Source organism: Enterobacter sp. V89_11, assembly GCF_029967775.1.
Classification (GTDB): domain Bacteria; phylum Pseudomonadota; class Gammaproteobacteria; order Enterobacterales; family Enterobacteriaceae; genus Enterobacter; species Enterobacter ludwigii.
On sequence record NZ_JASCAN010000001.1, the window covers coordinates 278,888 to 303,919 of the forward strand.

The 25,032-nt window shown below is 54.2% G+C and carries 28 protein-coding genes; 8 read left to right on the forward strand and 20 right to left on the reverse strand.

The annotated features are described in order from the left end of the window. Positions 1-85 precede the first annotated feature (85 nt). On the forward strand, positions 86-685 hold the full coding sequence (gene yfbR / locus QLG09_RS01180) for a 5'-deoxynucleotidase (RefSeq protein ID WP_014171003.1): 600 nt from the start codon (positions 86-88) through the stop codon (positions 683-685). Positions 686-725: 40 nt separating this feature from the next. On the opposite strand, the gene QLG09_RS01185 is transcribed toward yfbR, so the two are convergent. The 4 genes from QLG09_RS01185 to yfbV form a co-directional block, all read right to left on the reverse strand. Then, positions 726-2,558 carry an SLC13 family permease gene (locus QLG09_RS01185; protein WP_282488687.1) on the reverse strand — a complete coding sequence of 611 codons (1,833 nt, stop codon included), beginning with the start codon at positions 2,556-2,558 and terminating at the stop codon, positions 726-728. 75 nt (positions 2,559-2,633) lie between these two features. Further along, on the reverse strand, positions 2,634-3,293 hold the full coding sequence (locus QLG09_RS01190) for a sugar phosphatase (RefSeq protein ID WP_025203583.1): 660 nt from the start codon (positions 3,291-3,293) through the stop codon (positions 2,634-2,636). 11 nt (positions 3,294-3,304) lie between these two features. Beyond that, a complete protein-coding gene (locus QLG09_RS01195; RefSeq protein WP_020883140.1) occupies positions 3,305-3,799 on the reverse strand; it encodes a YfbU family protein in 495 nt (164 codons plus the stop codon). A 92-nt stretch (positions 3,800-3,891) separates the two neighbouring features. After that, entirely contained in the window at positions 3,892-4,347 is a 456-nt protein-coding gene (gene yfbV, locus QLG09_RS01200) for a terminus macrodomain insulation protein YfbV (protein ID WP_008502875.1), read from the reverse strand. 337 nt (positions 4,348-4,684) lie between these two features. On the opposite strand from yfbV, the gene ackA reads away from it, so the two are divergent. Both ackA and pta read left to right on the forward strand, forming a co-directional pair. Next, on the forward strand, positions 4,685-5,887 hold the full coding sequence (gene ackA / locus QLG09_RS01205) for an acetate kinase (protein ID WP_032680553.1): 1,203 nt from the start codon (positions 4,685-4,687) through the stop codon (positions 5,885-5,887). A 76-nt stretch (positions 5,888-5,963) separates the two neighbouring features. Continuing rightward, positions 5,964-8,105 carry a phosphate acetyltransferase gene (gene pta / locus QLG09_RS01210; RefSeq protein ID WP_014171009.1) on the forward strand — a complete coding sequence of 714 codons (2,142 nt, stop codon included), beginning with the start codon at positions 5,964-5,966 and terminating at the stop codon, positions 8,103-8,105. 44 nt (positions 8,106-8,149) lie between these two features. Here pta and QLG09_RS01215 read toward each other — a convergent pair whose 3' ends face one another. The 5 genes from QLG09_RS01215 to QLG09_RS01235 all read right to left on the reverse strand — a co-directional run bounded on the left by QLG09_RS01215 (position 8,150) and on the right by QLG09_RS01235 (position 12,131). Further along, the gene (locus QLG09_RS01215) at positions 8,150-9,103 is read right to left on the reverse strand and encodes a transketolase family protein (protein WP_049022769.1); all 954 of its coding nucleotides are present in this window, start codon (positions 9,101-9,103) and stop codon (positions 8,150-8,152) included. Next, on the reverse strand, positions 9,096-9,926 hold the full coding sequence (locus QLG09_RS01220; RefSeq protein ID WP_049022768.1) for a transketolase: 831 nt from the start codon (positions 9,924-9,926) through the stop codon (positions 9,096-9,098). The genes QLG09_RS01215 and QLG09_RS01220 overlap by 8 nt, the downstream gene beginning before the upstream one ends. Next, positions 9,923-11,314: a PTS ascorbate transporter subunit IIC gene (locus QLG09_RS01225; RefSeq protein ID WP_020883137.1), complete on the reverse strand. Its 1,392-nt coding sequence runs from the start codon at positions 11,312-11,314 to the stop codon at positions 9,923-9,925. The genes QLG09_RS01220 and QLG09_RS01225 overlap by 4 nt, the downstream gene beginning before the upstream one ends. Before the next feature lie 21 nt (positions 11,315-11,335). Then, positions 11,336-11,608, reverse strand: coding sequence for a PTS sugar transporter subunit IIB (locus tag QLG09_RS01230; protein WP_014171013.1), 273 nt, complete (start codon positions 11,606-11,608; stop codon positions 11,336-11,338). A gap of 79 nt (positions 11,609-11,687) precedes the next feature. Beyond that, positions 11,688-12,131 carry a PTS sugar transporter subunit IIA gene (locus tag QLG09_RS01235; RefSeq protein ID WP_025203579.1) on the reverse strand — a complete coding sequence of 148 codons (444 nt, stop codon included), beginning with the start codon at positions 12,129-12,131 and terminating at the stop codon, positions 11,688-11,690. A 238-nt stretch (positions 12,132-12,369) separates the two neighbouring features. On the opposite strand from QLG09_RS01235, the gene QLG09_RS01240 reads away from it, so the two are divergent. Beyond that, positions 12,370-13,389 carry a LacI family DNA-binding transcriptional regulator gene (locus QLG09_RS01240; protein ID WP_049022766.1) on the forward strand — a complete coding sequence of 340 codons (1,020 nt, stop codon included), beginning with the start codon at positions 12,370-12,372 and terminating at the stop codon, positions 13,387-13,389. Positions 13,390-13,392: 3 nt separating this feature from the next. Here QLG09_RS01240 and yfcD read toward each other — a convergent pair whose 3' ends face one another. The 3 genes from yfcD to yfcF are packed head-to-tail and all read right to left on the reverse strand — an operon-like array spanning position 13,393 to position 15,253. Next, the gene (gene yfcD / locus QLG09_RS01245) at positions 13,393-13,947 is read right to left on the reverse strand and encodes an NUDIX hydrolase YfcD (RefSeq protein ID WP_014171016.1); all 555 of its coding nucleotides are present in this window, start codon (positions 13,945-13,947) and stop codon (positions 13,393-13,395) included. Between the two features lie 55 nt (positions 13,948-14,002). Next, the gene (gene yfcE / locus QLG09_RS01250; RefSeq protein WP_014171017.1) at positions 14,003-14,554 is read right to left on the reverse strand and encodes a phosphodiesterase; all 552 of its coding nucleotides are present in this window, start codon (positions 14,552-14,554) and stop codon (positions 14,003-14,005) included. Positions 14,555-14,608: 54 nt separating this feature from the next. Then, positions 14,609-15,253, reverse strand: a complete 645-nt coding sequence (gene yfcF, locus QLG09_RS01255; protein WP_049022765.1) for a glutathione transferase — start codon at positions 15,251-15,253, stop codon at positions 14,609-14,611. A 140-nt stretch (positions 15,254-15,393) separates the two neighbouring features. On the opposite strand from yfcF, the gene yfcG reads away from it, so the two are divergent. The 4 genes from yfcG to QLG09_RS01275 all read left to right on the forward strand — a co-directional run bounded on the left by yfcG (position 15,394) and on the right by QLG09_RS01275 (position 17,924). Continuing rightward, positions 15,394-16,023 (forward strand): GSH-dependent disulfide bond oxidoreductase, encoded by a 630-nt coding sequence (yfcG, locus tag QLG09_RS01260; RefSeq protein WP_020883132.1) that lies wholly within the window; start codon positions 15,394-15,396, stop codon positions 16,021-16,023. Positions 16,024-16,097: 74 nt separating this feature from the next. Further along, a complete protein-coding gene (gene folX / locus QLG09_RS01265) occupies positions 16,098-16,466 on the forward strand; it encodes a dihydroneopterin triphosphate 2'-epimerase (protein WP_032680550.1) in 369 nt (122 codons plus the stop codon). A 13-nt stretch (positions 16,467-16,479) separates the two neighbouring features. Further along, a complete protein-coding gene (locus QLG09_RS01270) occupies positions 16,480-17,373 on the forward strand; it encodes a TIGR01777 family oxidoreductase (protein WP_014171021.1) in 894 nt (297 codons plus the stop codon). 41 nt (positions 17,374-17,414) lie between these two features. Continuing rightward, entirely contained in the window at positions 17,415-17,924 is a 510-nt protein-coding gene (locus QLG09_RS01275) for a GNAT family N-acetyltransferase (RefSeq protein WP_032678617.1), read from the forward strand. A 47-nt stretch (positions 17,925-17,971) separates the two neighbouring features. Here the strand turns inward: QLG09_RS01275 and hisP are convergent, their stop codons facing one another. The 8 genes from hisP to cvpA all read right to left on the reverse strand — a co-directional run bounded on the left by hisP (position 17,972) and on the right by cvpA (position 25,032). Continuing rightward, positions 17,972-18,745, reverse strand: coding sequence for a histidine ABC transporter ATP-binding protein HisP (gene hisP / locus QLG09_RS01280; RefSeq protein ID WP_020883129.1), 774 nt, complete (start codon positions 18,743-18,745; stop codon positions 17,972-17,974). A gap of 8 nt (positions 18,746-18,753) precedes the next feature. Next, positions 18,754-19,470 (reverse strand): ABC transporter permease, encoded by a 717-nt coding sequence (locus QLG09_RS01285; RefSeq protein ID WP_008502590.1) that lies wholly within the window; start codon positions 19,468-19,470, stop codon positions 18,754-18,756. Beyond that, positions 19,467-20,153, reverse strand: coding sequence for a histidine ABC transporter permease HisQ (locus QLG09_RS01290; RefSeq protein WP_020883127.1), 687 nt, complete (start codon positions 20,151-20,153; stop codon positions 19,467-19,469). Before QLG09_RS01290 ends, QLG09_RS01285 begins: the two co-directional genes overlap by 4 nt. Before the next feature lie 88 nt (positions 20,154-20,241). Beyond that, a complete protein-coding gene (gene hisJ / locus QLG09_RS01295; protein WP_020883126.1) occupies positions 20,242-21,024 on the reverse strand; it encodes a histidine ABC transporter substrate-binding protein HisJ in 783 nt (260 codons plus the stop codon). A gap of 226 nt (positions 21,025-21,250) precedes the next feature. After that, positions 21,251-22,033 carry a lysine/arginine/ornithine ABC transporter substrate-binding protein ArgT gene (gene argT / locus QLG09_RS01300; RefSeq protein ID WP_014171026.1) on the reverse strand — a complete coding sequence of 261 codons (783 nt, stop codon included), beginning with the start codon at positions 22,031-22,033 and terminating at the stop codon, positions 21,251-21,253. A gap of 297 nt (positions 22,034-22,330) precedes the next feature. Continuing rightward, positions 22,331-22,900: a UbiX family flavin prenyltransferase gene (locus tag QLG09_RS01305; RefSeq protein ID WP_014171027.1), complete on the reverse strand. Its 570-nt coding sequence runs from the start codon at positions 22,898-22,900 to the stop codon at positions 22,331-22,333. An 89-nt stretch (positions 22,901-22,989) separates the two neighbouring features. Then, positions 22,990-24,507 carry an amidophosphoribosyltransferase gene (gene purF / locus QLG09_RS01310; protein WP_014171028.1) on the reverse strand — a complete coding sequence of 506 codons (1,518 nt, stop codon included), beginning with the start codon at positions 24,505-24,507 and terminating at the stop codon, positions 22,990-22,992. A gap of 36 nt (positions 24,508-24,543) precedes the next feature. Further along, positions 24,544-25,032 (reverse strand): colicin V production protein, encoded by a 489-nt coding sequence (cvpA, locus tag QLG09_RS01315; protein WP_000262116.1) that lies wholly within the window; start codon positions 25,030-25,032, stop codon positions 24,544-24,546.

Consider the following 25,032-nt stretch of genomic DNA (forward strand, 5'->3'; position numbering starts at 1 on the left):
TCAGGCTACTTCGGTAGCCTGATTTGCATCTTGCCTCCCCTCCCCGCACAATGAAGTCTGTCGCAGTGAAGACAAAAGGTAACCTATGAGTCAGAGTCATTTCTTTGCCCACCTCTCCCGCCTTAAACTGATCAACCGCTGGCCGCTGATGCGCAATGTCCGCACTGAGAATGTGTCGGAGCACAGTCTGCAGGTTGCGATGGTCGCTCACGCTCTGGCTGCCATTAAAAACCGGAAATTTAATGGGCAGGTTAACGCTGAGCGTATTGCCCTGCTGGCGATGTATCACGATGCCTCGGAAGTGCTGACCGGGGATTTACCGACACCCGTGAAATATTTCAACTCGCAGATAGCCCAGGAATATAAGGCCATTGAGAAGATTGCTCAGCAGAAACTGATCGACATGGTGCCGGACGAGCTGCGCGATATTTTTGAGCCGCTGATTGATGAGCATCAGTACACGGAAGAGGAAAAATTACTGGTTAAGCAGGCGGATGCGCTATGCGCTTACCTGAAATGTCTGGAAGAGCTGTCCGCGGGGAATAACGAATTTCTGCTGGCGAAAACGCGTCTGGAAAAAACGCTGGAATCACGCCGCAGCGAAGAGATGGATTATTTCATGCAGGTGTTTGTGCCGAGCTTCCATTTGTCGCTGGACGAGATCAGTCAGGACTCCCCTCTCTGACGGTATGCCGGGTCGCGACATCGCTACCCGGCATCAGGGTTTAAAACGGGAACAGTACGGGAATCAGTATCACGCACACCACCATCACCAGCACGGTGAAGGGCACGCCTATCTTCACAAAATCACTGAATTTGTAATTTCCCGGGCCAAGCACCAGCGTATTGACCGGTGACGAGACCGGAGTCATAAACGCTGCAGATGCCGCCATAGCGACGATCATGGCAAACGGGTACGGCGAAACCCCCATTGATTTCGCCATCGCCAGTGCAATGGGTGCCATCAGGACGGCCGTGGCCGTATTGGAGATAAACAGGCCTATCGTGGCGCACATGATAAACAGGCAGACCAGCATCATGTAAGGCCCGTATCCACCGCCTGCGTCCATGAGTCCCTTGACGATCAAATCCACCCCACCGGTTTTTTGTAACGCCAGGGCAAAGGGCATCATCCCGACAATCAGAATGATGCTCGGCCAGTGAATGGCTTTGTAGGCGCTTTCGGCATCAATACAGCGGAATTTCCCCATCAGAAGACAGGCAATAATGGCCGCAATAGGGTTTGGAATTTCATCAGTCAGCATCAGTGCGACCATCAACACCAGGCAAAAAATCGCATGCGGTGCCTGGCTGTGCGCCGGAGAAGCATCGCTCTCTTCAACCGGCATATTAAGTACCACAAAGTCGCGGCCTTTCTGCCCGAGCTGACCGATCAGTTTCCAGTTGCCGACGACTAGGAAGATATCACCGAGCAGGATAGGCTCATCCACTACCGCTCCTTCCATCGCCACGCCATCACGCTTTAAGCCCACCACATTCAGCCCATAGCGGGTCCTGAAGCCCATTTCGCGCACGGTTTTACCCAGTAATTCTGATTCCGGGATCAGCGACACTTCGGCCATGCCGACATCCAGCGCCTGGTCTGAAAAATACTCCCCACGTAGCACCATGGGTTCCAGCAACTGTTCACTGCAAAACTCGCGCAAATCGACATCGGCGGTGGACATATCAATCAGCAAAACGTCGCGTGCACGGAATTCCGACACCCCGTTGACGTTAACAATCACCCGCCGAAAACGACGCCAGCGCTCTACGCCGATCACGTTCGCGCCATAGCGCTCGCGCAGCTTCAGGTCGTCAAGACGCTGGCCAATGAGGGGCGAGCCGGGGCGGATAGCCAGACGGCGCGCCCGCCCGGTCAGACGGTACTCTTTGATCAGATCGCGGAAGGTCCGTCGTTTCCAGCCGTCTTTGCTTTTATCCTGTTTTTCCCCCTTCAGGGAAAAACGGGTTAACAGCATGTAGACCACGCCCAGCACCAGAATCACCAGTCCAAGTGGGGTCACGCTGAAAAAGCTAAAGCCTTCAAACCCTTCGCGGATTAGCTCACTGTTGACGACCAGGTTCGGTGGGGTCGCCACCAGCGTCATCATCCCGCTGATAAGACCGGCAAAGCTCAGAGGCATCATCAGGCGCGACGGCGAGGTTTGCATCCGCATGGAGACGCTCAGCACCACCGGGATAAAGATGGCGACGACGCCCGTGGAGCTCATAAACGCCCCCAGCCCGGCAACCGTCAGCATCAGGTAGATCAACATTTTGGTTTCGCTGTTGCCGGCCACCTTGACCAGCCACGACCCCATAATGGTCGCCACGCCGGTGCGTACCAGCCCGTCGCCAATAATAAACAGGGCGGCAATCAGGATAACGTTGGGATCACTAAATCCGGAGAAAGCCTCCGGCAGCGTGAGCGTACCGCTCAGCACAAAGGCAACGATGACAAACAAGGCGATGGCATCCATGCGCACCTTGCCTGAGGCAAAGAGAAGGATGGCGATTAAAAGCAGGCTCAGGACCCAAATCAGTTCACCGTTCACAACATATCCTTGTCAGTGGAGGAGACAAAATTTTGCCATAAAAAAGCCCCAACAATGTGGGGCTATATCATGGGATTACATTTTAAGCGAGACGGTTACAACTCCGTCCGGTGCCTTCGCAACGTTGATGGCCGTCAGCGTGTTAAGCACCAGATCCGCCTCGTTCAGGCGGGGTGAACCCGCCGGAACGTTAACGGCGATGACGTGGCTTCCGGCGTTCAACCCCGCCAGGACGCCTGCTGCCGCATCCTCCACCACCACGCAATCGGCTGGTGCCAGGCCAAGCAGTTCGGCACCGAGTAAAAAGGCATCCGGTTCAGGCTTGCCGCGCTTCACGCGCTCTGCCGTGATAAACACTTCGGGCGTCGGTAAGCCTGCGGCCTTGTGGCGGGCATGGGCAACGGGCACCGAGCCAGAGGTGACGATCGCCCACGGGATTTGGGCTTCGTTCAGATGTTCAAGCAGTTCATGCGCCCCCGGCAGCGCTGTGATGCCATCCGTGTCGGTGGCTTCAATGTGCTCAAGATAGCTGAACTCCGCCTGAATCTCTTCCTCAGAACGTCCTGCTAAGAAGTGCCGCAATGAGGTTATGGCCTGTTTGCCATGGATAAAATTCAGTACTTCCTGATGGTCAATGCCATGTCTGTCCGCCCAATGGCACCATGAACGCTCCACAACCGGCAGCGAATCCACCAGCGTACCGTCCAAATCAAACAGAAAACCTCTACACTGCACAAGCACCTCCGTCAGGCATTAATTATTTGTTGAATCTCATTGTTACTTAAATGGTACTGGCGCGGGCAGGCGTGCCAGACGCTCAGCATGCGCTGATATTTTTCCCACATTGGGGTCTGCGCATTGAAGCCGTGTGTGCCCGCGTCAAAATGGGTATAGCGCCCTTCCGTGTTCACCATAAAACGCACATAGCTCAGATAACGCGCTTCCGTTGCGGCATCAAAGCCCAGGAAGGTGACGCGACGTTCGTCAATGGACTGCTGATCTTTGAGATTGGTCCAGGAAACATGCAGGGCGTGATACATCTCCATAATGTCGATCACGGTGCGGCAGGTTTCTTCTTTCATCTCACCAAACTCGCGGTCCAGTTCACGCATCTGTAAACCGAAGCCACGTTCGACGATTGTCTGCAGGCGGCTGTAGCGCTCAGCGTTATCGGGATCAAGCATAGTCATCATTTTGTACTGGTTGGACAAAATCAGACGTTGAGCATGGGTCATTTCCATCTTTCGACTCCTGTAGCGCATTGCACTGTAAAAAAAAGACACGGTAACGGTGAGTTACTGTGCCTTCTTTTATTCGTCGTTTCGATGATCAATCACAAGTCATCGAGGAATGTTTTGTCGAGTTGCTTAAAAGCGCGCTTGAGCGTGTCAGCCAGCGCCTGGTAATCGGGCTTGCCTTCGACCGGGGCAAGCGCCTGCCCGGCTTCCTCCAGTTTCCCGCGAACTTCATAAAACCAGTGTAAAATAGAAGGCGGGAGTGGCGTGATAGAACGTTTACCTAACCACCACAGACCCTGCATCGGCAGACTTAACGCGAAAAGTGCCGTCGCAACGGCCGGGCCAAGCTGCCCGCCCAGCGCGATTTGCCAGCAGAGCGTAAAGATGGCGACAGGTGGCATAAAGCGAATCGCATAGCGCGTGGCGCGGATCGTGCGATTCTCAATAAACATGGGCGCAAGGCGCTTTTCCATTGGCCACGTCTTTGCGTAATGCTGTCCCCGACGAAACAGACTGAAAAAATTCACGGACGGGTTCTCTGGTGTCGACATGGCTGTACCTCAACTTCACATATAAAAATTAAAATTTTCGTGCAAAACCACAACAGGCTATGACAACGTTCAAAATATTTTGTCATCAGCACCCCGTATCGGGTATTCTGTGCCAGCCTGATAGGCCCTTAGACGAGAACCATTAACTCGTCAAATTATCGCATATTATGCCATTGGCTGAAAAATGTTCAAAATGGCATAAAATCATATGTATTTCTTCCATCATGCCACAATGTTCGTTTGGCATGATGTTAATCATAAATGTCTGAGTCATTATGCGTTACGCTTTTAGACTCCCTGACGTTTTTTTAGCCACGTATCAATAATAGGTACTTCCATGTCGAGTAAGTTAGTACTGGTTCTGAACTGCGGTAGCTCCTCACTGAAATTCGCCATCATCGATGCGCTCAACGGTGACGAATACCTCTCTGGTTTGGCCGAATGTTTCCATCTGCCTGAAGCACGTATCAAGTGGAAGATGGACGGCAGCAAACAGGAAGCGGCTTTAGGTGCAGGCGCCGCTCACAGTGAAGCGCTGAACTTTATCGTTAACACTATTCTGGCACAAAAACCAGAACTGTCTGCTCAGCTGACTGCGATTGGTCACCGTATCGTCCACGGCGGCGAAAAATACACCAGTTCCGTCGTTATCGACGAAACGGTTATTCAGGGCATTAAAGACTCTGCCTCTTTCGCACCGCTGCACAACCCAGCTCACCTGATCGGTATCGCTGAAGCGCTGAAATCCTTCCCGCAGCTGAAAGACAAAAACGTGGCTGTGTTCGACACTGCGTTCCACCAGACCATGCCGGAAGAATCTTACCTCTATGCCCTGCCGTACAGCCTCTACAAAGAGCACGGCGTCCGTCGCTACGGCGCGCACGGCACCAGCCACTTCTATGTGACTCAGGAAGCCGCTAAACTGCTGAACAAGCCGGTTGAAGAAGTTAACATCATCACCTGCCACCTGGGCAACGGTGGTTCTGTTTCTGCTATCCGCAACGGTAAATGTGTTGATACATCCATGGGTCTGACCCCGCTGGAAGGTCTGGTGATGGGTACCCGTTCCGGTGACATCGACCCGGCTATCATCTTCCACCTGCACGACACCCTGGGCATGAGCGTTGATCAGATCAACAAAATGCTGACCAAAGAGTCCGGCCTGCTGGGTCTGACCGAAGTCACCAGCGACTGCCGTTATGTTGAAGACAACTACGCAGAAAAAGCAGACGCTAAACGTGCAATGGACGTTTACTGCCACCGTCTGGCGAAGTACATCGGCTCTTACACTGCGCTGATGGACGGTCGTCTGGACGCGGTTATCTTCACCGGTGGTATCGGTGAGAACGCGGCAATGGTTCGTGAACTGTCCCTGGGTAAACTGGGCGTTCTGGGCTTCGAAGTTGACCACGAGCGTAACCTGGCTGCCCGCTTCGGCAAGTCTGGCTTCATCAACAAAGAAGGCACCCGTCCGGCTATCGTTATCCCAACTAACGAAGAGCTGGTCATCGCGCAAGACGCGCACCGCCTGACTGCCTGATTCCACACCGCCAGCAATGCTGGCGGTGCTGTTTTGTAGCCCGCCCCCTGTCGGCGGTAACGAAAGAGGATAAACCGTGTCCCGTACTATTATGCTGATCCCTACCGGAACCAGCGTCGGTCTGACCAGCGTCAGCCTTGGCGTTATCCGTGCTATGGAACGCAAAGGCGTTCGTCTGAGCGTCTTTAAGCCTATCGCCCAGCCTCGTGCCGGTGGCGATGCGCCAGACCAGACCACCACCATCGTGCGTAAGAACTCCAATCTTCCAGCGGCTGAACCGCTGAAGATGAGCCACGTTGAATCTCTGCTCTCCAGCAATCAGAAAGACGTGCTGATGGAAGAGATCATCGCCAACTATCACGCTAACACGCAAGACGCGGAAGTGGTGCTGGTTGAAGGCCTGGTCCCGACCCGCAAACACCAGTTCGCTCAGTCTCTCAACTTCGAAATCGCGAAAACGCTGAATGCGGAAATCGTGTTCGTCATGTCCCAGGGTACCGATAATCAGGAACAGCTGAAAGAGCGTATCGAACTGACCCGCAGCAGCTTCGGCGGCGCGAAAAATACCAACATCACCGGCGTTATCGTTAACAAACTGAACGCACCGGTTGATGAACAAGGTCGTACCCGTCCTGACCTGTCCGAAATCTTCGATGACTCTTCTAAAGCGAAAGTGGTTAAAGTTGATCCGGCGACTCTGCAGGATTCCAGCCCGCTGCCAGTACTGGGCGTGGTGCCATGGAGCTTCGACCTGATTGCTACCCGTGCAATCGACATGGCGCGTCACCTGAACGCTACCGTGATTAACGAAGGCGACATCAACACCCGCCGCGTGAAGTCTGTGACCTTCTGTGCGCGTAGCATTCCGCACATGCTGGAACACTTCCGCGCAGGCTCCCTGCTCGTGACCTCCGCTGACCGTCCTGACGTGCTGGTTGCTGCGTGTCTGGCCGCGATGAACGGTGTGGAAATCGGTGCCATTCTGCTGACCGGTGCTTACGAGATGGATCCACGCGTAAGCAAGCTGTGCGAGCGTGCGTTCGCCACTGGCCTGCCAGTCTTTATGGTGAACACCAACACCTGGCAGACCTCTCTGAGCCTGCAGAGCTTCAACCTGGAAGTGCCGGTTGATGACCATGAGCGTATCGAGAAAGTGCAGGAATACGTTGCGGGCTACATCAACGCAGACTGGATTGAATCCCTGACGGCAACCTCCGAGCGCAGCCGTCGTCTGTCTCCTCCGGCCTTCCGTTACCAGTTGACCGAGCTGGCGCGTAAAGCGGGCAAACGTGTTGTTCTGCCAGAAGGCGACGAACCACGTACCGTTAAAGCGGCTGCCATCTGTGCAGAGCGCGGCATCGCGACCTGTGTGCTGCTGGGTAACCCGGATGAAATTAACCGCGTTGCTGCCTCTCAGGGCGTTGAGCTGGGTGCAGGTATTGAAATCGTCGACCCGGAAGTGGTTCGCGAAAGCTACGTTGCGCGCCTGGTTGAGCTGCGTAAGAGCAAGGGCATGACCGAAGCCGTTGCGCGTGAGCAGCTTGAAGACAACGTTGTGCTGGGCACGCTGATGCTGGAGCAGGACGAAGTTGACGGTCTGGTTTCCGGTGCGGTTCACACCACGGCGAACACCATCCGTCCACCGCTGCAGCTGATCAAAACGGCGCCAGGCAGTTCTCTGGTGTCTTCCGTGTTCTTCATGCTGCTGCCTGAACAGGTTTACGTTTACGGTGACTGTGCGATCAACCCGGATCCAACTGCAGAGCAGCTGGCTGAGATTGCTATTCAGTCTGCCGATTCCGCGATTGCCTTCGGTATTGAACCTCGCGTGGCAATGCTCTCCTACTCCACCGGTACTTCTGGTGCAGGTAGCGATGTAGAGAAAGTCCGTGAAGCGACGCGTCTGGCGCAGGAAAAACGTCCTGACCTGATGATCGACGGTCCACTGCAGTATGATGCCGCGGTTATGGCTGACGTTGCGAAATCCAAAGCACCGAACTCACCGGTTGCGGGTCGCGCTACCGTGTTCATCTTCCCGGATCTGAACACCGGTAACACCACCTACAAAGCGGTACAGCGTTCTGCAGACCTGATCTCCATCGGGCCAATGCTGCAGGGTATGCGCAAACCTGTGAACGACCTGTCCCGTGGCGCGCTGGTTGACGATATCGTCTACACCATCGCTCTGACCGCGATCCAGTCTTCACAACAGCAGTAATACGTTACTGACTAAAAAGGCGACCCTCGGGTCGCCTTTTTTATTTACAACAACTCCCTCGCCGCCGACACAATGTCGTGTGCCGTCAGGCCATACTCCTTCTGCAGGAAGTCCTGTGTCCCCACCTGACCGTAACGCTCCTTCACGCCCACCCGGCGCATCGGCACCGGACAGGTTTCCACCAGCACTTCCGCCACTGCCGATCCCAGCCCGTTATGAATGCTGTGGTTTTCGCAGGTCACGATACGTCCGGTTTTCTCGGCGTAGTTTTTCACCAGCATCCGGTCAATCGGCTTAAGGGTAAACATGTCGATCACCGCGGCGCTGACGCCCTCCTGTTCGAGCTGACGCGCCGCTTCAAGCGCTTCCGCCACCATAATGCCGTTGGCAATCAGGGTGATGTCACTGCCTTCGCGCAGTACGTTGCCCTTGCCAAGCGTAAATGTCGAACCCGGCGCATACACGCTCGGGGCCTGCTTACGGATGGTACGCACCCAGTAGAAACCTTCGAGGTCAATAAGCTGGCGCAGTACATCTTCAAACATCACCGCATCCGTTACCTCCAGCACCACCGAATGGGCAAGCCCCCGCACGATGCCCATATCTTCAAACGACATATGCGTGCCGCCGTTATGACAGGCCGTCACGCCGGCATCTGAGGCAATGACCTTCACATTGTTACGCTGGTAGTCCAGGGACATAAACAGCTGATCGAAACAGCGACGGCTGGCGAAGGCGGTAAAGGTATGCACAAACGGCTTGCGTCCGGTCAGCGACAGCCCCGCCGCCGTCCCTATAACGTTAGCTTCCATGATGCCGCAGTTAATCACATGCTGCGGATAATCACGCGCCACGCCATCCATCGCCATTGAGCTCATCAGATCCGCTTCGAGGGCGATAATGTCGCTCCCGGCTTCAATCTGCTGTGCCACAAACCCCGCGTAGACTTTACGCATCTCGACGGCGTCTTTCTGACCTGCAGGTGCAACCTTAATCATGTGAAGCCTCCAGTTGGCGAATCGTCTCGTTGAGGGCCGCCTTGCTCTCGGCGGTTAATCGCAGATGGTGCGAGTTACTCAGTTGCTCCAGATACGGCACGCCCTGCCCTTTGATACTGTCGAGGATCACCACCAGCGGGCGAGCATCCGCCGCCGGAACCAGCGATGTCACCTCCAGCAGTGCCGGAATGTCATCTCCTTTCACCGTCACCACGTCAAACCCGAAGGCACGGAATTTTCCTTCCAGATCGAACGCACAGATAATGTCGTCGAGTTCGCCATCAAGCTGTTGTTTGTTCCAGTCAACGAATACCGTCAGGTTATTCAGGCGATGGTGTGCAATAAACTGGAACGCTTCCCAGCACTGCCCTTCGTTCAGCTCGCCGTCGCCGACGATACAGAAAACCCGGTTGGGGCGTCCCGCCAGCTTATGCGATAGCGCCATTCCACCGGCGATGGAAATCCCCTGCCCCAGCGAGCCGGTGGTGGCATCCACGCCGCGCGTTTTTAGCCGGTCCGGATGGCTCGGCAGACGCGTACCGTTCTGGTTCAGCGTGCTCAGCTCTTCCATCGGGAAATAGCCTTTGATCGCCAGGGTGCTGTACAGCGCCGGGCCAGCGTGTCCTTTTGACAAGACAAAGTAGTCACGCTCTGGCCAGTCCGGGTCGGCCGGGTCAATTTTCATCACTGCGCCGTACAACACGGCCAGGGTTTCAACAACCGACATACTGCCGCCGTAGTGACCAAAGCCCAGCAGGGTCAGCATTTTCAGCGTTTCAAGGCGGATCTGACGCGCCAGATGGGTTATCTCATTCTCATTCATGATTTGGCTCCGGTGTTTTCCTGCGCGTTATCGCCCGCAGATTTGTTTTTAGCGAACACGTTGTACGCCACCAGCAGTGCGAACAACGCCACAACAAGGCCGGTGATGGCAAGCGGCGACAGGAAGCGCGCCAGGTTACCCAGCACGATCCCGACAGCGCCAAAGTCAGCGTCCGAGAACGTGGTATTGGCAAATCCAATTGCCCCCAGCACCGGCAGCAGCAGAACCGGCAGGAAGGTGATCAGCAGGCCGTTGGCAAACGCACCAATCATCGCTCCACGACGTCCCCCGGTGGCGTTACCAAACACGCCCGCGGTAGCGCCGGTGAAGAAGTGCGGCACCACACCAGGCAGAATCAGCACCCAGCTGAACTGCCCACAGATAAACAGACCCACCAGCCCGCCAAGGAAGCTGAACAGGAAGCCAATCAGCACCGCATTTGGCGCATACGGATAGACAACCGGGCAGTCCAGAGCCGGACGTGCATTCGGCACCAGTTTTTCAGAAAAGCCGGTAAAGGCCGGGACGATTTCCGCCAGAATCAGGCGCACACCCTGCAGGATGATGAACACCCCCGCGGCGAACGTGATGGCCATGATGATGGCATAGACCAGGTAGTTCTGACCGCCGCTGAAGGTCGCCTCAACGTAGTCACGCCCGGCGCTCACCGCCATGATCAGGTAGATGATCATCATGGTCAGCGAGATGGAGATAGAGCTGTCGCGCAGGAAGCTCAGGTTCTTCGGCAGGTTCATCTCTTCAGTCGAGCGAGAGCCTTTGCCGAACTTGCTGCCAATCCAGCCGGAGAGAACATAGCCCAGGGTACCGAAGTGACCAAAAGCGATGTCATCGTTGCCGGTAATGCGCTTCATGTAACGCTGTGCCAGCGCCGGGAAGAAGGCCATCACCAGACCGAGGATCAGCGACCCGGTAAAGACCAGACCAACGCCCTCAAAGCCCGCCACGGTGAGGATGACCCCAATCATGCATGCCATGTAGAAGGTGTGATGCCCGGTCAGGAAGATATACTTCAGACGCGTAAAGCGGGCGACAATGATATTTGCCACCATACCGAATGCCATAATCAGCGCGGTAGAGGCACCGTATTTCTCTAGCGCAATAGAAACAATTGCCTCGTTATTGGGAATAATGCCCTGAATATTAAAGGCGTGTTCAAACATTCCGCCTAACGGGTTTAATGACCCAACCAGCACCGTGGCCCCGCCGCCAAGCACAATAAAACCGAGTATGGTTTTAATGGTCCCTTTCACCACATCAGAAAAAGATTTCTTTTGAGCGACCAGGCCAATTAAGGCTATTAAGCCCACCAGAACCGACGGGACTTTTAATATATCAACAACGAAATTCAGCGTTTCAAGGATAAACATATCCACCTCGCCTTATCAGGATTATTGTCTGTCGAACCAGGCGCGGAGCTGCGCTTCGAGTTCGTTGATATCAATGATGTTGTTGATCACCACCAGCTGGCTTTCCGGCACGCTGGCACTGGCGGCAATGTCCTTCGCCATCACGAAAAGATCGGCGGCACCCGGCGTTGCCGAGGAGAGATCGGAGTGTTCAACGTCGGCGTCAATGGCCAGCTTCTTGAGCACCTTTTTAATATTCATTTCGACCATAAAACTACTGCCCAGGCCTGAACCGCAAATAGCCATAATTTTCATTGTTGTCCCCTTTTTTTGAGTAGAGCACGCCCCATCACGCTAAACGTAATGTTGTGATAAATCGGATGAGAGAATTAAATCAGAAGCGGTCAATAATCGTTTTAATATCCTCCAGAGTATTCGCCTGATGCAATTCAGCCATATCGTCGTCGCTGGAAAATAATTCAGCGAGGGCAGAGATCATGTCGATGTGACTGTGTTTATCCGGCGCCGCGAGCATAATAATAACATCCACGGGATCGAACTCGCCGGCACCAAAAGAGACTCCCTTTTTCAGTTTTAATAATGAGAGGCCTAATCCTTTGGCCCCCTCTTCCGGCCGCGCATGCGGCATGGCCAGCCCTGGTGCCAGCACATAATAAGGTCCTAATGCATGATGCTGCTCAATGATGGCCGTCACGTATTCCGGGCCAATCACCTGCAGATCCAGCAACGGTTTCGCACATATTTCCAGCGCCTGCGGCCAGCTTTCCACGCTCTCCTGCAGCGTGATGGTTGTATCATATATCCACTTTTTCAGCATTTCTCCGTCCCGCCACAATGCAAAAGATGAGCAAACTTTATTCAACACATCCCATATTGACTGCGATCGGGATCACAAAGATAGCGCTACCAATCGCTAACATTCAGAAGTGTGATAGCGCTATCAAATTGTAATCATGGTGTGAATTCACAGCAAAAAAAGGGATTTAAGGCGTATACTGCGTTTCACGTGAAACGAAGGATGATAATAAAAACGCGTCTGGTCAGCAGGAAGGTGTATGTCTCTAACCCGAAAACGGCGCAGTACCGGTAAAGTGACACTCGCCGATGTCGCACAGCTTGCCGGGGTGGGCACGATGACCGTGTCCCGTGCACTCCGCACGCCTGAACAGGTTTCCAATAAACTGCGAGAAAAAATAGAAGCCGCTGTACAGGAATTGGGTTACATGCCTAATCTTGCTGCCAGCGCGCTGGCCTCGGCATCGTCATGGACGATTGCGATGGTCGTTCCTAATCTCTCCGAATCCGGTTGCTCGGAGATGTTCGCCGGGCTTCAGCAGGTGCTGCAGCCTGCCGGATACCAGATCATGCTGGCCGAATCACAGCATCGACTCGAGCAGGAAGAAAAATTGCTGGAGACGCTGCTGGCGTCGAACATTGCCGCTGCGATTTTGCTCAGCGTTGAACACTCCGATACTGTCCGCCACTGGCTGAAAAACGCCTCCATTCCGGTCATGGAGATGGGGGCCATGCGCGCCGATCCTATCGATATGAATATCGGGATTGATAACGTCGCGGCGATGTACGAACTGACGGAGATGGTTATTAAGCGCGGCTACCAGAATATTGGCCTGCTGTGCGCTAACCAGGAGCAGTGGATTTTCCAGCAGCATTTACAGGGCTGGTACAAAGCGATGCTTCGCCACCATATGTCACCAAACCGGGTGATTAACGCCGCCATGCCACCGAGTTTTTCCACGGGTGCGGCGCAACTGCCGGAGTTCCTGCTGGCGTGGCCAGAGCTGGATGCACTGGTGTGCGTGTCGGATGAACTGGCCTGCGGGGCACTTTATGAATGCCAGCGTCGGCGTATAAAAGTACCGGACGATCTGGCCGTGGTGGGTTTTGGCGATAGCGACGTCAGCCGGGTCTGTCAGCCACCGCTGACGACCATGGCTGTGCCACATCGTAAGATTGGGATTGAAGCGGGACGCGCGTTACTGGAACGTCTGAATGATGGAGACTGGCGCGATCATAAACCTATCGCGTCCAGCCTGTGTCTGCGGGAGAGCTGTTGAGGCTTACTCCGCCTCTTCCTCTTTTTCCGCTTTCGTGGATTCGTTTTTAGCGTTGCGGGTCATCCACAGCGCCAGCGCTTTTAACGAATCCGGGGTGAACTCGTCGCAACGCGCGGTAATTTCTTCCGGCGTCATCCAGTTCACTTCGCTCACTTCTTCTTCCTGCAGGGCGAACGGGCCATGGGAAACGCAGCTAAACAGCCCGCCCCAAACGCGGCAATGCTCGTCCTCGAAATAGAACTGACCATGCTCGGCAAACGGCACGCCGGCAATCCCTAACTCTTCTTCCGCTTCACGACGCGCGGAGTCCAGCAGAACTTCATCCGCCTGAACAACGCCGCCTGCAGTTGCATCCAGCATACCAGGGAGAAAATCTTTGGTGTCCGTGCGGCGCTGAACCAGAATTTTGCCCATCCCGTCATGCACAACGATGTATGTCGCACGGTGACGCAGACGCTCCGCGCGCATTTGTTCGCGGCTGGCCTGCGCGATCACTTCATTCTCTTCGTTGACAATGTCAACCCACTCTGTACTTGCCAAATGACTCTGCTCCACCATCGGGAAACCTTCTCGTCTAAGCGCTCTTTCGGCGCGTTTGCAGTTGAGGTGTAACTTACGGATTAATCGCTATTTGCGCAATAACTTGCTGATCATTAAGTGCGATTACGCTTAACGTATTCTCATCGAGCATGCCATAGCTTGCTGGATTTCCACCTTTCGGTATGCTGACCGAACCGGGGTTAAAGTGATACATCTCGCCGCGTTTTTCTGCCACCGGAATATGAGTATGACCGTAAACCAGGACATCGCCAGCCGCCAGTGCCGGGAGATTTTCCGGGCTAAAAAGATGACCATGGGTCAGGAACAGACGGCTATTTTCCATCAGCACCTGTTGCCAGGGGGCAGTGATGGGAAAATCCAGCAACATCTGGTCCACTTCACTGTCGCAGTTACCGCGAACGGCGATAATGCGCGAAGCATACTGGTTGAGTTTTTCCGCTACCTGCGCCGGTGCATAGCCTTCCGGCAGCGCATTGCGCGGACCATGATTTAACACATCCCCCAGAATCACCAGCCATTGCGCCCCGCTTTGAGCAAACAGAGAAAGAACACGCTCGGTCGCGGGCAGCGAACCATGGATATCAGACGCAAACATCAGTTTCATCAGTCACTCCCTGGAAATCAGACTGCCCTATCATACCTGAAGCGTCAGGCTATATCAGCCCGCCCGCTTAGCGGAGAGTGCCACATAGCGCTGCACTGAGGCGCGTTGCCACTGAAACGCGGCATAATCCACCAGCAGCTGAGGCACCTCATCTCCATTGAGGATCAGACGGTTCAGCATCAGCGCCAGATCGGTATCGGCAATACACCACTCGCCGAATAAATTCGGATTACCATGAGCCAGCAGAGAAGACGCGGTATCGATCAGTTTTTGGGCACTGGCCGCACCGTCTTTACTCAGCGCCGGTTTTTTCACCCCGGCAAACACCACATCCGTGGAGCGTTCCACGCGAATCGGCACCAGATCGCTGCGCAGCCACGCCTGGATCTGACGTGCGCGGGCACGTTTTTGCAGATCGTGAGGGTAGATGCGCTCCCACTCAGGAGGTGCGAACCGATCTTCCAGATACTCATCGATCGCCGACGATTCACTCAGCGCGAAGCCATCAATGTCCAGCACCGGCACGCGACGGGTCAGGGCGTAGCCCTGCCACTGTGGTTTCAGATGTTCACCGCCGTCCAGATCCACCGTCTTTAGCGTAAATGACAGTCCTTTTTCGGCCAGCGCCACATACGCGCTCAGAACATAGGGAGAAAAGAAATCTGCATCGGACCATAACGTGATTACGGGCTGGTTCATAACATCCTCATCGGCTGATCGGTTTTCATTCAACATATAATCTCTTTGCCTCGCTGTCACTTGATGAAAACTCACGATTTACAACAACCACCTATACTCATTTTTCATGGCGTCACTATTTTCACTGACAGGAGTTGAGAATGATCGACCTTTATTATGCCCCCACCCCGAACGGCCATAAGATCACCCTCTTTCTTGAGGAAGCCGAACTGGATTACAGGATCATTCGCGTGGATATCAGCAAAGGCGATCAGTTCAGTCCTCTCTTTCTGGCTATATCGCCAAACAATAAAATCCCGGCCATTATTGATAACCATCCTGCCGATGGGGGCAAGCCGTTGAGCCTGTTTGAATCCGGAGAAATATTGCTCTATCTGGCAGAGAAGACAGGCAAATTGCTGAGCGGAGAGTTGCGCGAGCGTCACCACACGCTGCAGTGGCTTTTCTGGCAGACGAGCGGTCTGGGGCCAATGCTCGGACAAAACCACCATTTTACCGCCTACGCACCGCAGCCGATTCCTTATGCTATCGAACGCTATCAGGTGGAAACCCAGCGGTTATACGGCGTTCTGAACCGTCGGCTGGAGAAAGCACCGTGGCTCGGCGGGGATCATTACAGCATCGCCGACATTGCCTGCTGGCCCTGGGTGAATACCCATGAAAAGCACCGCATTGACCTGGCGTCTTACCCGGCGGTGAACAACTGGTTTGAACGAATCCGCACGCGTCCGGCCACCGAACGCGCCATGCAAAAAATCCAGCAAATTTAAGCCGGTGGCTGGTGTGTGCCGGAGAGGCTCTCATGTATTATGTGAAGGTAATTCTGACACGGAGAAGACCTGCAATGTCACAGCATGACGCTATTATTCGTATAAAAAATTTACGCCTACGCACCTTCATCGGTATCAAAGAGGAAGAGATCGCCAACCGTCAGGATATCGTGATTAATGTGGTTATCCACTACCCGGCTGATAAAGCGCGGGCCAGCGAAGATATTAATGATGCGCTGAACTACCGCACGATAACCAAAAAAATCATCCAGTACGTGGAAAACAACCGCTTCTCTTTACTGGAAAAATTAACTCAGGATGTGCTCGACATCGCACGCGATCATCACTGGGTCACTTATGCTGAAGTAGAGATCGATAAACTTCACGCCCTGCGTTACGCCGATTCCGTCTCGATGACGTTAAGCTGGCAACGCCAGGCGTAACCCTGGAGGTTGTATGAAGATTTTGCTGACCGGCGGTACCGGCCTGATTGGTCGCCATCTCATTGCGCGTCTGCAGGCGTTGCATCACGACATCACCGTGGTGACGCGCAGTCCAGAGAAAGCGCGCCAGGTACTGGGCGCAGGTATCGACATCTGGAGAAATCTGGCCGAGCAGCAGAATCTGGACGGGTTTGACGCCGTCATCAACCTGGCAGGCGAACCGATCGCCGATAAGCGCTGGACGGAAGAACAAAAACAGCTCCTGTGCAGCAGCCGGTGGACCCTTACCGAGAAGCTGGTTGAGCTTATCCGCAACAGTCATACCCCGCCGTCGGTTCTCATTTCGGGTTCTGCCGTAGGGTATTACGGCGATCTCGGCGAGGTGGTGGTAACGGAAGAAGAGCCGCCCCACAACGAGTTCACCCATAAACTTTGCGCCCAGTGGGAGCGTATCGCCTGTGCTGCGCAAAGCGATCATACCCGCGTCTGCCTGCTACGCACCGGTGTGGTCCTTGCCCCGAAAGGCGGCATTCTGGCGAAGATGCTCCCCCCTTTCAGGCTCGGTCTTGGCGGGCCAATCGGCAATGGCCGTCAGTATCTGGCATGGATCCATATCGACGATATGGTCAACGGTATTCTCTGGCTGCTGGATAACGATCTGCGCGGGCCGTTTAATATGGTTGCGCCCTACCCGGTGCGTAACGAACAGTTTGCCCATGCTCTCGGACATGCCCTGCATCGCCCGGCGATTTTGCGCGTGCCTGCTACGGTGATCCGCCTGATGATGGGTGAAGCGTCCGTGCTGGTATTAGGCGGGCAACGGGCCCTGCCAAAACGGCTGGAAGCGGCCGGGTTTGCGTTCCGCTGGTATGACTTAGAAGAGGCGCTGGGGGATGTGGTGAGATAATGTTACAGTGATATGCCATGTTCCGACGAAATGGCATATCTATGGCAACCATTACCACTCCCCGGCTCCATCTCACCCCCTTCGAACCCACTGACTGGCCTTTTTTCCGTGCCCTGCGCGAGGATCGCGCCATCATGCAGTATATGGCCGCTATCGCCCCGGAAAAAGAGACCCGACGCCTGTTTGCCGCACGTCTGACGGCAGCGCATGTGTTCGTTATCCGCTTACGCGATGAAGAGACCCCGCTGGGCGATATCGGCCTGCAAATCAGCGCTGAAAATCGTGAAGAGGCGGATATCGGCTATACGGTCGTGCCTGCCGCGCAGGGCCAGGGCATCGCCAGTGAGGCACTGCGCGCGGTGTGTGACTACGCATTTAACCAGACGGGCGTAAAGGCGATTAACGCATATGTGCTGGCAGACAACGGCGGGTCAGTCCGGGTACTGGAGAAAGCGGGTTTTGTGCGCACGCAGGTGCTGGAAAAAGCGTATGAGATTAACGGTGTGCGGTATGACGACTGGGTGTATCGACTGGAGTGTGGTGCGGTCTGATGCCCACACTCCGGCCCTCTCCCACCGGGAGAGGGAAAAGGCAAAACCTACTTCAAAGACCCCTTCAGGAACTGCTGTAAACGTGGGCTTTGCGGGTTCGCTAACACCTCATCGGGATGCCCCTGCTCCTCGATTTTACCCTGATGCAGGAAGATGACGTGGTTAGAGACGTTCCGGGCAAAGCCCATCTCGTGCGTCACCACCACCATCGTTTTGCCCTCTTCGGCCAGCTTCTGCATGATGCGCAGCACTTCGCCAACGAGTTCCGGGTCCAGCGCGGAGGTCGGTTCGTCGAACAGCAAGACTTCCGGCTCCATCGCCAGCGCGCGGGCAATGGATACACGTTGCTGCTGCCCGCCGGACAGATGTACCGGATACTTCATCTGCTGGCGCTCATCAATACCCACTTTCGCCAGGTATTTCACCGCACGGTCGCGGGCGTCCTGTTTGCTGAGACCCAGCACCTGGATTGGCGCTTCCATTACGTTCTCCAGCACCGTCATATGGCTCCAGAGATTAAAGTGCTGGAAAACCATCGTCAGGCGCGTACGCAACAGACGCAGCTGATTTTTATCCGCCACCTTCAGCTGGCCGTCTTTGTCACGCACCAGATTGATGTTCTGCCCGCTCACCACAATTGAGCCTTCGCTCGGTTTTTCGAGGAAGTTAATGCAGCGCAGGAAAGTACTTTTACCGGAGCCGGATGAGCCGATAATACTGATGACATCGCCCGCGTTTGCCTGCAGCGACACCCCTTTCAGCACTTCATGTTCGCCGTAGCGTTTGTGCAGATCAATAACGTTTAATTTGTTCTCAGCCATCATCATTCTCAGTGCGTCGAAGAAGGTTTTATATGCTGCAACCAGCGTTTTTCTGCCTTACGGAACAGGCTAATCAGGACGTATGAAATTATCAAATAAAGCACTGCCGCAATACCGAATGCGGTAAACGGCTGATAGGTTGCCGAGTTAATATCCCGGGCAATCTTCAGTAAGTCCGGCACCGTGGCGGTAAAGGCCAGCGCCGTGGAGTGCAGCATCAGAATCACTTCGTTACTGTACGCCGGTAACGCAATACGCAGCGCCGATGGCAGAATGATGCAACGGTAAAGCTTCACGGAGGAGAAGCCGTACGCACGCGCCGCTTCAATCTCACCGTACGGGACAGAGCGAATCGCCCCTGCGAAAATCTCGGTGGTATAGGCGCAGGTATTGAGCGTCAATGCCAGCACCGTACAGTTCAGACCGCTGCGGAAGAACGCATTGAGCATTTCAGTGCCTTTTACGATCTCAAGCGTGTACATCCCCGAATAGAACACCAGCAGTTGCACGTACAGCGGCGTACCGCGAAACACATAGGTAAACAGCCAGATTGGGAACTGGATAAATTTATTGTTCGACACACGACCAATGGCAAGAAATACCGCCAGAATGCCGCCCATCACCACGGAGGAGATCAGAAGCCAGAGCGTAATGGCAACGCCGGTGAAGCGATAGCCATCTGTCCACAGCAGCGATTTCCAGTATTCCTGAATAATCTCAATCACAGATCAGCCCTCTTCACACCCACGGAGTAGCGACGTTCGAGCAGAAGCAGCACACCATTGGAGGCGGTCGTAAAGACCAGATAGATTACGCCACATACCACCGCAAAGTAGAACGGCTCCCAGGTGCTTTTGCCGGCAAGCTGGGTCGCTTTCACCACATCTTCCAGGCCAAGCAGAGAGACCAGCGCGGTTGCCTTAAGAATAACCTGCCAGTTGTTACCGATACCTGGAAGCGCATAGCGCATCATGGCCGGGAACATGATTCGACGAAACGTCTGTGAGGAGGTGAAACCGAATGCGGTTGCCGCTTCAATGTGGCCTTTCGGCACAGCCATATACGCGCCGCGGAAGGTTTCGGTGAAGTAGGCCCCGTAGATAAAACCGAGCGTAATGATACCGGCCACCATCGGGTCGATATCGATTTGTCCCATACCCATTGCGTCCGTCACGCTGTTAAGCGCAATCTGCAGACCGTAAAAGATCAGAAGCATCAGCACCAGATCGGGAACACCGCGAATCAGCGTCGTATAGCCTTCAAAAATCAGCGCCAGCGGCTTGTTAGCTGAAAGCTTCGCCCCTGCGCCCGCCAGACCTATCAGCACCGCCAGCACCACGGAGCTGAGAGCCAGCTCAAGGGTGACAAGCGCGCCCTGTAAAATAACGCCAGAAAATCCGTACAGCATACCGCGAGCCCTGTCGTATCGTGAGTGGTGGAACCGTGTCTTTTCCCCTCCCACAGTGGGAGGGGCTGCACGTTATTTGACGGGGCGATTAGCCGCCGTAAACATTGAAATCGAAGTATTTTTTCGCAATTTTCTCGTACGTGCCGTCAGCGCGCATTTCGGCAAACGCTTTGTTCAGCGCTTCTCGCAGTTCGTTGTCTTCCTTGCGCAGGCCCATACCGGTGCCTACACCAAACAACTTCACATCCTTGATGGATGGACCGCCAAACTTATAGTCTTTGCCGACCGGCTGCTTCAGGAAGCCTTCGCTCGCCGCGACTTCATCCTGGAACGCTGCGTCAATGCGGCCTGCCGTCAGGTCAGCGTAGATATTTTCCTGGCCCTGATAAGAGACGATTTCAATCCCTTTCGGCGCCCAGTGTTCGTTACCGTAGGTTTCCTGAGTAGTCCCCTGCAGCACGCCCACGCGTTTGCCTTTCAGCGACTCGAGAGTGGGCTGAATGTCGGAAGATTTGGCGACGACCAGACGTGAATCTGCCGCGTAGAGTTTGTCCGTGAAAGCAATCTCCTGCTGGCGTTTTTCAGTGATGGAGAGCGAGGACATAATCACGTCGATTTTTTTCGCTTTCAGCGACGGGATCAGCGCGTCCAGTGGGTTCTCAACGTAGGTACACTGCGCTTTGATGCGTTTGCACAGTTCGTTGGCCAGATCGATGTCAAAACCAACCAATTCACCTTTAGAATTCTTCGATTCGAACGGTGCATAGGTAGGATCGGTACCGATTCGAATTTTCTGCGGAATTGCTGCGAATGCCGCGGTGGCGCTGGAAAAGGCCAGCACCAGAGAAAGTGACAATACTAGTTTTTTCATATCTGTCCTCAACAAACTGTCTACATACGGGATTTTTACGACGACGGGGTGGTGCTAATGTGCCATCAATCCCCTCCGTCAGGCAAAGAATAATGCCTTTGGGCCGGGATTTTTTGCATTATAAATGCGTAAGTATGCACACAGCGATCCAATACAGTGCATTAATTGCACCATATTGGATCATCCCGCCCGACAATGCACCTCAGCAGTGCATTGTCGTCAGGTATTAGTCACCGTAGACGTTGAAGTCGAAGTATTTCTTCGCCAGTTTGTCGTAGGTACCGTCTTTACGCAGCTCAGCAAACGCTTTGTCGAAGGCGGCTTTCAGCTCGGTATCATCCTTACGCAGGCCGATACCCGTACCGTCACCAAAGTACTTTTTGTCTTTCACGGACGGGCCAGCAAAAGCGTACTCTTTGCCCGCTGGCTGTTTCAGGAAGCCTTCGCTCGCGGCGACTTCATCCTGGAATGCCGCATCCAGACGGCCTGCCGCCAGGTCAGAGTAGATCAGATCCTGGTTCTGGTACGCCACCACGTCGACGCCCTTCTCACGCCAGTTCGCATTGGCAAACCCTTCCTGCGTTGAGCCCTGAAGCACGCCGACATGCTTGCCTTTCAGCGAGTCGATGGTGGGTTGAATCGGGGAGCCTTTAGCGGCAATCAGACGTGAATCTGCAGCGTAAAGCTTGTCAGAGAAGGCAATCTCCTGCTGACGTTTTTCGGTGATAGAGAGAGAAGAGATAATGGCGTCGATTTTCTTGGCTTTCAGCGACGGGATTAACGCATCAAAGTCGCTGCCCACCCATGTGCATTTCACCGCAATGCGTTTGCACATTTCATTTCCCAGATCGATATCAAACCCAACGAAATCGCCTTTCGCATCCTTGGAAGAGAATGGCGCGTAGGTTGCGTCTGTACCGATACGAACTGTCTGTGGAAGCGCTGCGTAGCTACCTGCTGCCGCACTTAACCCCACCAGCAAAGACAGAGCCAGAACCGTCTTCTTCATACATTTACCCTCAAGTACCGTGATTTTATTATGTATTGTGTTGTGTGTTGTGTGTTGTGTTGCAGGCTTCTCTTGCAGGTCTTATGCCACATTGCCGTCTGGTGAAAAGTTCGACGTTAAATATGTTAATAAAACGTTGCGATATTGCCTTAATGGTGAAAGATAGCAGGTCTGCCGAACGAACCGGAAAGAGAAAAAGGGAAAAAGCGAATTAAATGTCGAGGATATGATCGCCGTTGCATAATTGCCCTGAAACAGGGCACGTTATCTTTTCATGCACGCTGTGGGTGCACAGATTCAGGCACCCTGCCAGCGGGTGAAGAGGTCTTCGGGCAGGTCGATATCAAACTGATCGAGAACGCGGTTAACCGTCTGATTAATCACATCATCCAGTGAAACGGGCCGGTGATAGAACGCCGGTACCGGTGGCATGATCACCGCGCCGAGTTCAGCAGCCTGAGTCATTAAACGCAGATGGCCCAGGTGCAGCGGCGTTTCCCGCACGCAGAGAACCAGAGGACGACGCTCCTTCAGCACCACGTCCGCGGCGCGGGTCACCAGCGTGTCGGTATAGCTGTTTACAATGCCGGAGAGCGTTTTAATGGAACATGGCAGGATAACCATGCCGGCCGTTTTAAACGAGCCAGAGGAGATGCTGGCGGCGATATCGCGGGCATCGTGAACCACATCCGCCAGCGCCTGGACATCACGCAGTGAGAGGTCGGTTTCAAGAGAGAGGGTCTGACGTGCCGCCTGGCTCATGACCAGATGCGTTTCCACTTCTGCCACGTCGCGCAGCACCTGTAACAGACGTACGCCGTAAATCGCGCCACTGGCACCACTGAGCCCAACAATGAGTCGTTTCATGATTTTCGCCCTAACTGATTTCAGGGCAGACTGTGCAGCATTTTGCGGGGAGTTGCAAGTGAGGGCAAATGCCCTCACTTGCACAGACATCAACCTTCGTTGTGCATCTCTAAACTTTCGAGATCGTTTTGCAGCTGGACGGCTTTCGCATCGTCGTTGCGCAGCGAATCAAGGTAGTCGAGGTACTGCTGGTCAACGTCTTTCGTCACGTAGACGCCATTAAACACGGAGCATTCGAACTGCTGAATATCCGGGTTCTCAGCGCGTACTGCGTCGATAAGATCGTTCAGATCCTGGAAAATCAGGCCGTCGGCACCGATGATCTGACGAATTTCGTCCACTTCACGACCGTGAGCGATCAGCTCGTTGGCGGTTGGCATATCGATGCCGTACACGTTCGGGAAACGAATTTCCGGTGCGGCTGAGGCCAGATACACTTTCTTCGCACCCGCTTCGCGCGCCATCTCAATAATCTGTTCTGAGGTGGTGCCGCGAACGATGGAGTCATCCACCAGCAGGACGTTTTTATCGCGGAACTCAGCGCGGTTTGCGTTCAGTTTACGACGCACGGACTTACGGCGCAGCTGCTGACCCGGCATGATAAAGGTACGACCAACGTAGCGGTTTTTCACAAACCCCTGACGGTATGGCTTGTCCAGAATGCGGGCGATTTCCAGAGCGATATCGCAGGACGTTTCCGGAATAGGAATAACGACGTCGATATCCAGATCGTCCCATTCGCGGGCAATCTTCTCGCCAAGTTTTGTCCCCATGTTCACGCGCGCGCTGTAAACGGAAATCTTGTCGATAAACGAGTCCGGACGGGCGAAGTAAACATATTCAAACAGGCACGGATTGCTCACCGGGTTGTCAGCACACTGGCGGGTGAACAGCTGGCCCTTCTCAGTGATATAGACCGCTTCGCCAGGCGCAACATCACGCAGGAACTCGAAGCCCAGGGTATCCAGCGCCACGCTTTCAGAGGCAACCATGTATTCGGTACGACCATCACCGAGATCGCGCTTACCGAGTACCAGCGGGCGGATGCCGTTTGGATCGCGGAAGGCAACCATCCCGTGGCCGATAATCATCGCCACGCAGGCATACGCACCACGGATCTGGCGGTTAGTCGCGGCAACGGCGGCAAAAATGTTGTCTGCTTCCAGCGGGTAGTGACGGAAGTTATCCAGCTCGCTGGCAAAGATATTGAGCAGAATTTCAGAATCAGAGGTGGTGTTAATGTGGCGACGTTTCTCTTCGAACAACTTCTTACGCAGCTCGTGCGCGTTGGTCAGGTTGCCATTGTGGGCAAGCGTGATGCCATACGGTGAGTTGACGTAGAAAGGCTGAGCCTCAGAGGCGCTGGAACTGCCAGCAGTAGGATAACGAACGTGACCGATCCCCATATTACCTTGCAGACGCTGCATATGGCGGGCTTCAAACACATCATTTACCAGACCATTCGCCTTACGTAAACGGAAGCAGTTGTTTGCATCAATGGTGATGATACCCGCAGCATCCTGCCCACGGTGCTGGAGCACCGTTAACGCGTCATAAATCGACTGGTTTACCGGCATGAAACCGGCGATACCGACAATACCGCACATTCGTCTTTTCCTCGTTAAGCCACATCTCAGAGCGCATTACGCTCTGGGCAAGAAACTCGACGAGCTTTGCAGATAGTCAAAGAACCATCTGATGATGAAACTGAACTCTGGAATGAGCTGCGATTTTTGCCAGTCTTCACTTTTGGAGAACCCGGTAAAGGTATCCAGGAAGAACAGGATCGCGGCCACAATCAGCACGCCTCGTAGTGCGCCGAAACAGATCCCGAGTACCCTGTCTGTTCCTGACAGACCGGTTTTCTCGACCAGCTGACCTATCACGTAATTTACGATAGCGCCGACAATCAGCGTCGCGATAAACAGCACCGCGATAGCGATTCCATTTCGGACCAGTTCATCTTCAAAGCCCGTGAACCAGACAGACAGGTAAGTGTAGTAATGACTGGCAACAAAGAAAGCACAACCCCAGGTTACCAGCGATAACGCTTCACGAACAAAGCCACGGATCAGGCTAACCAGACAGGAAAAACCAATCACCGCAATGATGGCGTAATCAATCCAGACCAT

Bases quoted from the DNA above. Each gene is read 5' to 3' on its own strand.
- yfbR (WP_014171003.1), top strand. From the start codon at position 86: ATGAGTCAGAGTCATTTCTTTGCCCACCTCTCCCGCCTTAAACTGATC.
- QLG09_RS01195 (WP_020883140.1), bottom strand. From the start codon at position 3,799: ATGGAAATGACCCATGCTCAACGTCTGATTTTGTCCAACCAGTACAAA.
- yfbV (WP_008502875.1), bottom strand. From the start codon at position 4,347: ATGTCGACACCAGAGAACCCGTCCGTGAATTTTTTCAGTCTGTTTCGT.
- ackA (WP_032680553.1), top strand. From the start codon at position 4,685: ATGTCGAGTAAGTTAGTACTGGTTCTGAACTGCGGTAGCTCCTCACTG.
- QLG09_RS01215 (WP_049022769.1), bottom strand. From the start codon at position 9,103: ATGATTAAGGTTGCACCTGCAGGTCAGAAAGACGCCGTCGAGATGCGT.
- QLG09_RS01220 (WP_049022768.1), bottom strand. From the start codon at position 9,926: ATGAATGAGAATGAGATAACCCATCTGGCGCGTCAGATCCGCCTTGAA.
- QLG09_RS01225 (WP_020883137.1), bottom strand. From the start codon at position 11,314: ATGTTTATCCTTGAAACGCTGAATTTCGTTGTTGATATATTAAAAGTC.
- QLG09_RS01230 (WP_014171013.1), bottom strand. From the start codon at position 11,608: ATGAAAATTATGGCTATTTGCGGTTCAGGCCTGGGCAGTAGTTTTATG.
- QLG09_RS01235 (WP_025203579.1), bottom strand. From the start codon at position 12,131: ATGCTGAAAAAGTGGATATATGATACAACCATCACGCTGCAGGAGAGC.
- QLG09_RS01240 (WP_049022766.1), top strand. From the start codon at position 12,370: ATGTCTCTAACCCGAAAACGGCGCAGTACCGGTAAAGTGACACTCGCC.
- yfcD (WP_014171016.1), bottom strand. From the start codon at position 13,947: ATGGTGGAGCAGAGTCATTTGGCAAGTACAGAGTGGGTTGACATTGTC.
- yfcE (WP_014171017.1), bottom strand. From the start codon at position 14,554: ATGAAACTGATGTTTGCGTCTGATATCCATGGTTCGCTGCCCGCGACC.
- yfcF (WP_049022765.1), bottom strand. From the start codon at position 15,253: ATGAACCAGCCCGTAATCACGTTATGGTCCGATGCAGATTTCTTTTCT.
- yfcG (WP_020883132.1), top strand. From the start codon at position 15,394: ATGATCGACCTTTATTATGCCCCCACCCCGAACGGCCATAAGATCACC.
- folX (WP_032680550.1), top strand. From the start codon at position 16,098: ATGTCACAGCATGACGCTATTATTCGTATAAAAAATTTACGCCTACGC.
- QLG09_RS01270 (WP_014171021.1), top strand. From the start codon at position 16,480: ATGAAGATTTTGCTGACCGGCGGTACCGGCCTGATTGGTCGCCATCTC.
- QLG09_RS01275 (WP_032678617.1), top strand. From the start codon at position 17,415: ATGGCAACCATTACCACTCCCCGGCTCCATCTCACCCCCTTCGAACCC.
- hisP (WP_020883129.1), bottom strand. From the start codon at position 18,745: ATGGCTGAGAACAAATTAAACGTTATTGATCTGCACAAACGCTACGGC.
- QLG09_RS01290 (WP_020883127.1), bottom strand. From the start codon at position 20,153: ATGCTGTACGGATTTTCTGGCGTTATTTTACAGGGCGCGCTTGTCACC.
- hisJ (WP_020883126.1), bottom strand. From the start codon at position 21,024: ATGAAAAAACTAGTATTGTCACTTTCTCTGGTGCTGGCCTTTTCCAGC.
- argT (WP_014171026.1), bottom strand. From the start codon at position 22,033: ATGAAGAAGACGGTTCTGGCTCTGTCTTTGCTGGTGGGGTTAAGTGCG.
- QLG09_RS01305 (WP_014171027.1), bottom strand. From the start codon at position 22,900: ATGAAACGACTCATTGTTGGGCTCAGTGGTGCCAGTGGCGCGATTTAC.
- purF (WP_014171028.1), bottom strand. From the start codon at position 24,507: ATGTGCGGTATTGTCGGTATCGCCGGTTTCATGCCGGTAAACCAGTCG.
- cvpA (WP_000262116.1), bottom strand. From the start codon at position 25,032: ATGGTCTGGATTGATTACGCCATCATTGCGGTGATTGGTTTTTCCTGT.